Below are 7,066 nucleotides of genomic sequence, written 5' to 3'. Positions count from 1 at the left end.
TACTGGCCCGACGAGTAGTGCTTGACATCATCGTCGATCTTGTGGCGCAGCTCGGAGAAGTCGACGATGGAGTCGAAGAGCTGATCGATCTCCCGTTTGGACAGCCCGAGCAGGGACGCGTTGAGGTAGACGTTGTCCCGGCCGGAAAGCTCGCCGTTGAACCCGGCACCGAGTTCGAGCAGCGAGGCGATCCGACCGTGCACCGCGACCCGTCCGTCCGTCGGGCGCAGGATCCCGGTGAGCACCTTGAGCAGCGTCGACTTGCCCGAGCCGTTCGCACCGGCGAGACCGACCGTCTGGCCTCGCCCGATCGTCACGTCGATGTCGCGCAGTGCCCAGAAGTCGTCCCCGGCGGGGCCGCCCCGACGGACGAACCGTTCCTTCAGACTGGTCGCCCGGTTGTGGTAGGAGACGAATTTCTTGCTCACTCCGGCGGCCTCGATCACCACGGGCGCCTCGCGCGCCGGGCCGGGTGGCGCGGCGGCCTCCCTGCCCTCGGGCGGGGCGGCGGGGCTCGGCGGGTACGCGGACGAGTGTCGGGCCACTACTGCTACTCCTTGCTGGCCGCCTGCGGACGTCCCATCATGATCGCACCGCGGTCGGCGTGCTGGCTCCCGGGGCCTTCGGCGGGCGACGAGGACAGGGCCGGTCCGCCACGGGCCGACTACAGATCCTCGGCGAAGTCCGCCTGCAGGGCGCGGAACACGTGCAGCCCCAGCCACAGCAGGACGAGGGAGATCACTCCGGCGACGGCGAGATGTTCCAGGTAGAACGTGTATCCCGGGTTCGCCAGGATGGGGGCGGAACCCGTCGAGTTACCCGGGGGTGGATCGTAGATCGCCCGCTGGAACGTGATGACCACGACGGCCATCGGGTTGAGCAGGTACACCCAGGTCAGGTCGGCCAACCTGTTCTGGATGAGGCCGAAGGCGTACACCATGGGATTCAGCCAGAACCAGGCGAGCAGCGCCACGTCGAGCAGATGGGCGGTGTCGCGGTAACGCACGTTGAGCGCGCTGACCAGCAGGGACAGCGCCACGGTGAAGGTGAGGGCGACGGCTCCGGCCGGGACGAGCAGCAGCAGCTCGGGGCCGAGCAGGCTGTAGCCGAGCGCGAGGATCACCACGAACAGGACCAGCAGCTGCAGCAGGAAGTGCACCGCGGCGAAGCCGACCGCCGACAGGGGGAGCACGGCGAGGGGAAAGCGGACTTTCTTGACGAGGTTCGCGTTCGCCACGACGCTGCCGCAGGACGCGGACACGCTGCCCGAGAAGGCGTTCCAGACGAGCAGCCCGGACATCAGGTAAATACCGAAGCGGGGGATTCCTGATTTCAGCACGATCTGGAACACGAAGGTATACACGACGAGAAGGAGCATCGGATTCGCCAGTGACCAGGCGAATCCCAGCGTCGATCCCTTGTATTTGATCTTGAGATCCTTGCGGATGAGATTGCGCAGCAGTTCCCAGCGCACCCTCGTCTGGGCCCGGCTGCGACGGGCCAGCCGACTCGAGTCCAGCGCGTGATAGTGCTCCGGCCCGGGCGGCCCGGGCGGCCCGGTCTCCGGCTCCGGGGCGGACGGAGCCATCGGCGCCCCCGCCGGCAGCGCGGCGTCAGCCAGATGTGACACGGCCCGCCCTCCCCGTCTCCCGAATGCGCGGGTACCGCTCGCCGCTATGGCGCGACTGGAGCTGCACCTGTCCGCTCCTCCTCGACACTTCGGCTCGACACTCCGGGGACCTGAACACTACCGAGACCGAGGCGTCCCTGGTTCGTCCCACGTCCAAGCGGGTTCCGCGACCCGGCCGGCCGTCTTTTCCGGCTACCGAGAGTATCGCCCTGCTTGTGGATGAATAATCAATGGTGTATAGGGTCGAACTGGCCCGCTTCTCGTCAGAATCGGACGGTACCGTGCCATCGCCGGGCGGGCGACGCCACCCACTCCGGTGGCCGACGGCCAGAGCACGGTTCATAGTATTGATCCGTCCATCTGGCTTCGGCCGGCCGAGGCCGCGCGGGAGAATCCCGACGCACGCCGGCCGTCGTGGCTGACCCGGCGGAGGCGGCCGTAACCGGCCGCATGGAGCGGTCGTAACCGGCCGCACGGAGAGGACGGTCGTGTTCACCGACGTCCGGCTACGCGAAGTGTGGTCGCACCTGGAGTCGGGCGGGGCACAGGCCCTGACTCTGGATGTCTTCGACACCCTCCTGTGGCGCATGGTGCCAGAGCCCGCCCATGCCTTCGTGCTGTTGGGCCGGCGGCTCGCGGACGCGGGCCACCTGCCCGCCAGCGTCTCCCCGGGCGAGTTCGCCCGGCTGCGGGTCCACGCCGAGCAGCTGGCCCGCCTGCACGCCAGGGCCACCCGCGGTACCCATGAGGTGCGGCTGGACGAGATCTGGCAGCTGCTGCTGCCGGCGCTGCCCGGTGCCCCCGGCGTCCAGGACCTCCTGGACGCCGAGGTCGCGGTCGAACGCGAGCTCTGCCGCGCCGACCTCGCCGTGGTGGAGCTCGCCGAGCTCGCCATGACGAAGCTCGGCCTGCCGGTCTACCTGCTGTCCGACACGTACTTCTCGGCCGGCCAGCTCGAACGGCTGCTGAACCGGCCGGAGCTGGCCGGCGTGCCCTTCACCCACATCTTCACCTCCTCCGACGCGGGGACGTCGAAGAGCGACGGGCTGTTCCAGCACATGCTCGCCGCGTCGAACCTGCAGCCGTCCCGGGTCGTGCACCTTGGCGACCACCCCGTCGCCGACGTCGAGGGCGCCCGCGAGCACGGGCTTGTCGCCATCCATTACCCGAAGTACTCCGGGGCGCTGGAGCAGACCCTCGAGCTCGAGGGTCTGCGTAAGGCGCCGAGCGACGACCTCCCGATCGACCCGGTGGACGGCGACTACGGGATGACCGCGTTGCGGGCCCGGTCACTGCACCGTGCCGACGCCCTCGCGGTCCCCGCGGGGCTGCGCCGGTACTGGGAGGCCGGCGCGACGGTCTTCGGGCCGGTCTTCACCGGTTTCGCGGAGTGGGCCGTGGAACGGGCCCGTGACTTCGGCGCCGACCACATCCACTGCCTGATGCGGGAGGGTGACTTCCTTTCCCGCCTGCTCGTCGGTCCCGGCGAGGATGTCGGGGTCACCATTTCGACGCTGTGGGCGTCGCGGCAGGTGTGCGCGCTGGCCAACGTCTTCGAGGGCAACCCCGAGGAGCTCAGGAGCTTCCTGGTCCGTCGGCACGCGCCGAGTGTGGGGCAGCTGCTGCGCCAGCTCGGGGTCCGGCTGGAGAACGTCGCCGGCATCTCGGCGCTGGCCGACCGCCGCCTCGACGTGCCCGGCCTGCTCGACGACACCCTCGAGGCGCTCTGTTCCGATGAGCGGATCCGCAGCGAGATCGTGCTGACCGCGTCCCGCCTGCGTGAGCGTTACGTGCGCTACCTCGACAGCCAGCTACCCGAGAGCGGCCGGGTCGTCTTCCTCGACCTGGGCTGGGGCGGGACCATCCAGGCGCTGCTCACCCGGCTGCTCGCCTCCACCGGCCGCGGGCTGGACATCCTCGGCCTGTACCTGGCTACGAACCAGGCGGCGATGACGCACCGGTTGGCCGGTCTGGAGCTGGAGGGATATCTTGCGACAAGCGGTCAGCCCGAGACCCTGGCGAACCAGCTCATGCGTAGCCCCGAGGTACTCGAGCAGCTCTGCATGCCCGACGTCGGGTCACTGGTCTCCTTCGACGAGATGGGTAATCCGGTGCTCAGCATCGACCGGACCTCGCGGACGCAGGTCGCCCAGCGAGCCGCCGTCCAGGACGGCGTCCTGGCCTTCCAGCGGGAATGGCTGCGTTACCGGCGCTCGGAGACCCCGATGCCGTCGCTGGCCTGCGCCGGGGCGCGCCAGGCGGGGCTGCGGACGTTGACCCGCTTCGTCGCCCGGCCGACCGCGGTGGAGGCCGCGGCCTTCGGTGCCTGGGCGCACGACGACAACTTCGGCTCCGACGCCACCGAGGGCCTGCTGCCGCCGGAGCTGGTCCGCCGGATGCCGTACCTCACCCCGGCCGACATCGACCGGATCTCCATGCGTGAGCTCTACTGGCCCGCCGGGGTGGCCGGGGTCGCGAACCGGCCGCTGGCGGTGATCAGCGGGCTGGCCGCCGCCGCGGGCATCCCGCCGGAGGAGGTCTCGCCCGAGGCCGCCGCGGGGCCCGTGGAGGTCTACATCGACACGGGCGGGGACTTCGTCAATGGTCCGAAGGAGACGGCGGTCACCCGGTCGGCCCGCGACGGCCTGTCGATCGTCCGACTCAGCCTGGAGGCGGTCGGGGCACGCCGGATCCGCATCGACCCGGCGGGTCGGCGCGGTCTGCTCCGCCTGGACTGGCTGACGCTGTCCTTTCATATCAACAACACCCCAGAGCCGGACAAGATAACCATCACCTCGCTGGACGATCCCGCCCAGCGGCTCGCACTCCTCGGCGGCCGGCTGCTCCAGCCGAACCTCGTGGAGATCACCGGGGACGACCCACAGTTCGTCTACACGATCGACCTCGCCACGCAGCCGCAGCTCGCCGGGGTCTACGCCCTCGACGTCGAGCTGGCGTTCGGCTGGATGGGCATCTGGGGTGATCCGCTGGCTCTGCCCGCGGCGGAGCCCGCCCGCGACGGTCTGCCGCTGCGGGCGGCCCGCAAGATCCGGCGCGAGCTCGGGGGACCGCGGTGACGGACCGCCCGGACTCAGAGCGCAGCGAGGTTCGGGACAGTTTCGCCGAGCTCGCCGCCGTCGCCGCCGGAATGGACGCCGGAACGGACCTCGAGGCCCGACCGGGCACCGGACCAGGCACCCGACCGGGCACCGGACCAGGCACGGCGCTCACCCGGCAGGGCGATCACGCCGTCGAGGTCGGGGACGCCGCCGAACCCACGCTGGCGCCCCTGCTCCTGCACTCCCTGTCCGATCTGCGCGAGATCTGGGTGCCGCTGCTGGAGGCGTCCGGGGCGCGCAGCATCGCGGAGATCGGTTCCGAGAGCGGGGTCACCACCTCGCTCCTCGTCGACCTGCTGCGCCGTGGCGGTGGCGGGCGGTTAGTGGTCATCGATCCCGAGCCCGGGGTGTCGCCGGCCTCCGGCGGGGGCCTCGACGTGCACGTGATCCGGGGGCACAGCCCGCAGGCGCTCGACGGCCACGCGCCGACCGACGCCTACCTCATCGACGGGGACCACAACTACGCCACCGTGCACGGCGAGCTCACCGAGATCGACCGCGCGGTCACCTTGTTCGGCCGGTCCTACTTTCCCCTGGTGATCCTGCACGACGTCGGCTGGCCGGCCGGCCGGCGCGACCAGTACTACAACCCCGACCGCATTCCCGAGGACGCCCGGCAGCCGCACTCGTGGGACGTCGGTGTCGAGATCGACAACAGGGAGACGGTTCCCGGGGGATTTCGGGGCATGGGAGCCTTCGCCTGGGCGCTGACCGAGGGCGGTCCGCGTAACGGGGTGCGCACGGCCGTCGAGGACTTCGTCGCCGACCACCCCGACCTGCGTTTCTTCACCGTGGCACCGATCTTCGGGTTGGGCGTGGTGATCGACCGGCGGGCTCCCTGGGCGCGTCGCGTCGCCGACCTGCTCACTCCGTGGGTGTCCAACCGGTTACTTTCCCGCCTGGAACGCAACCGCATCGACCTCTACCTGCACGTCCTGCGGTTGCAGGACACCGCGGCCGCGGTCGCCCGGGCGCGGCAGCGGGAGTGGGCGCGCCTGGACGACGAGCGCAGCCGGCTCGCGGCGATCGAGCTTGAGCACCTGCACCGCATCGCCCAGCTCGAGCAGGAGGTCGCCGAGCTCCGCCGGCACGAGCAGGAACGCGAGGAGCGGTGGGCCCAGAGCCACTGGGCGGCCGCGGACGTCGACGAGCCCAAGCTGATGCAGGTCGCGCGGATCGCGAACTCGGTGCTGCGGTCCCGGCTGAGCACCACCGGACAGGACCGCCTGGCGAGGGTGCAGACGCGGATCGCCGAGAGCGGTGTCGCGGGTCGTGGCGCCCTGCCCGCTCTGCGGCGCCGCTCGGCCGCCCCGGCGCCACCCCCGCCGGCAGCGTCGCCGGGCACGCGGCGACCGCCGTGGGACCGGACCTCGGACCGGACCTCGGGTGGTCAGCAGACCGGTTGGTAGGGCACGTCCGAGATGTGGCGCTGCCATTCGGCATCGGTGATCTGCTTCGACGGGTCGGCGCACGCGGCGGCGATCAGGTCGGCGTCACCGATCCGGCTGATGCGCACGGTGTAGTCGTCGCTTGCCGTGGCGATGCCCTGGCTGTCCGGTGTCCACGCCAGGGCCTGGACCCAGTCCCCGTGCCCGGTGATGGTGCCGATCGCCGGCGGCCGGCCCGGTTCGGTGACATCCCACAGGTGCACCGTGGTGTCCCAGCCCGCGGTGGCCAGGGTCCTGCCGTCCGGGCTGAACGCCACGTCGAACACCCATTTCTCGTCGGCAGGGAAGGAGGCGGTGGCCGCCGGCCGGGACGGGTTGGTGATGTCCCAGATTCGGGCCGTACCGTCATAGGCGCCCGTGGCGAGGCGCCGGCCGTCCGGGCTGAAGGCGACCGCCCACACGTAGTCGGTGTGCGCGGTGATGGCCGTGAGCGGTCGCGGCCGGCGCGGATCGGTGACGTCCCACAGCCGGGCCGTCCGGTCGGCGCTGGCGGTCGCCAACAGGTGACCGTTCGGGCTGAACGCGACCTCGTTCACCCAACTGGTGTGGCGGTCGAGCACGGACAGTTGACTGGGGCGGCGCGGATCGGTGACGTCCCACAGCCGGGCCGTGTTGTCATAGCCCGAGGTGGCGAGTAGCTTCCCGTCCGGGCTGAACGCGGCGTCGAGCACCCAGCCGTTGTGCCCGAGGATGACGGAGAGTTCGACGGGGCGGCGCGGATCGCTGAGGTTCCACAGGATCACCGATCGGTCGTAGCTGACCGTGGCGAGCAGCCGTCCGTCCGGGCTGAACGCCGCGTCGAGCGTCCACGAGGTGTGCCTGGCCAGGGTGGCGAGCTTCACCGGATGGGAACGCGCGGAGATGTCCCA

5 protein-coding genes are annotated in these 7,066 nt (G+C 70.8%); 2 read left to right on the top strand and 3 right to left on the bottom strand.

The features are described from left to right. Together ACY45C_RS07120 and ACY45C_RS07115 are read right to left on the bottom strand one after the other, a co-directional pair. A partial coding sequence (locus tag ACY45C_RS07120) for an ABC transporter ATP-binding protein (protein WP_462186846.1) occupies window positions 1-545 on the bottom strand: 545 nt, incomplete at its 3' end. A 119-nt stretch (window positions 546-664) separates the two neighbouring features. Further along, window positions 665-1,630, bottom strand: coding sequence for an ABC transporter permease (locus ACY45C_RS07115; RefSeq protein ID WP_462186845.1), 966 nt, complete (start codon window positions 1,628-1,630; stop codon window positions 665-667). A gap of 488 nt (window positions 1,631-2,118) precedes the next feature. Here ACY45C_RS07115 and ACY45C_RS07110 point away from each other — a divergent pair, with 488 nt between their 5' ends. Together ACY45C_RS07110 and ACY45C_RS07105 are read left to right on the top strand one after the other, a co-directional pair. Beyond that, window positions 2,119-4,707, top strand: a complete 2,589-nt coding sequence (locus tag ACY45C_RS07110) for an HAD family hydrolase (RefSeq protein WP_462186844.1) — start codon at window positions 2,119-2,121, stop codon at window positions 4,705-4,707. Further along, window positions 4,704-6,158 (top strand): class I SAM-dependent methyltransferase, encoded by a 1,455-nt coding sequence (locus ACY45C_RS07105; RefSeq protein ID WP_462186843.1) that lies wholly within the window; start codon window positions 4,704-4,706, stop codon window positions 6,156-6,158. Before ACY45C_RS07110 ends, ACY45C_RS07105 begins: the two co-directional genes overlap by 4 nt. Here the strand turns inward: ACY45C_RS07105 and ACY45C_RS07100 are convergent. Continuing rightward, a partial coding sequence (locus tag ACY45C_RS07100) for a WD40 repeat domain-containing protein (RefSeq protein ID WP_462186842.1) occupies window positions 6,140-7,066 on the bottom strand: 927 nt, incomplete at its 5' end. The two genes, ACY45C_RS07105 and ACY45C_RS07100, sit on opposite strands and share 19 nt — an antisense overlap.

It is taken from the genome of Frankia sp. CcWB2, assembly GCF_977927585.1.
The sequence above is the reverse complement of the archived record's forward strand: the minus strand, read 5'-3'. Positions and strand labels throughout refer to the sequence as shown.